Source organism: Novipirellula rosea (assembly GCF_039541335.1).
Classification (GTDB): domain Bacteria; phylum Planctomycetota; class Planctomycetia; order Pirellulales; family Pirellulaceae; genus Novipirellula; species Novipirellula rosea.
This window is the reverse complement of sequence record NZ_BAABGA010000122.1, coordinates 1-510: the sequence shown is the minus strand read 5'-3', so window position 1 is coordinate 510 and position 510 is coordinate 1. Positions and strand designations below refer to the sequence as shown.

1 protein-coding gene is annotated in these 510 nt (G+C 54.3%); it reads left to right on the top strand.

Going from position 1 to position 510, the window contains the following annotated elements; genetic code table 11:
- A partial coding sequence (locus tag ABD971_RS35895; protein ID WP_345328545.1) for an SMI1/KNR4 family protein occupies positions 1 to 475 on the top strand: 475 nt, incomplete at its 5' end.
- Between the last annotated feature and the right edge of the window lie 35 nt (positions 476 to 510).

Sequence of the window (510 nt, the reverse complement as noted above, 5' to 3'; positions counted from 1 at the left end):
GGTAAACTCCGGTATTGCGTCGCGCGGCGATCTTAAAGGCTGCTCGCCATCTGAGATCACTACTCTGGAACAGCGATACGGCGTCAAGCTGCCGACGAACTACCGGAGCTACTTGGCTGCGATGGGACACCGCTCGGGCCGACTTCTAACACATGACCATTACGCTGCCACGTACGAACATGTGCTTTGCATGACGGAACAATACCGCGAGGACTGCGTGGAGTTCCCAGACGAACCACACGTGGACCTTCCGCCAGATGCACTGATCATCGTTGGTCGGTTAGGCGAACAATTCTTGATGATTCGTTGCGACAATTCTGATGATTCGCCAGTTTGGTATTTCAACGAATACGATGCTAAGATGCGCAAATCGTACGATTCTGTTCTGGATTGGCTATACTCCACCGCAGACGAAGCGAAGGAGGCTATTGACGGCGGCTACTACGACATGTTTCCCAACGGGACGCGACCGTAGCTGCGAGTCGGGTAACCACCGGATGCACCCGAGTC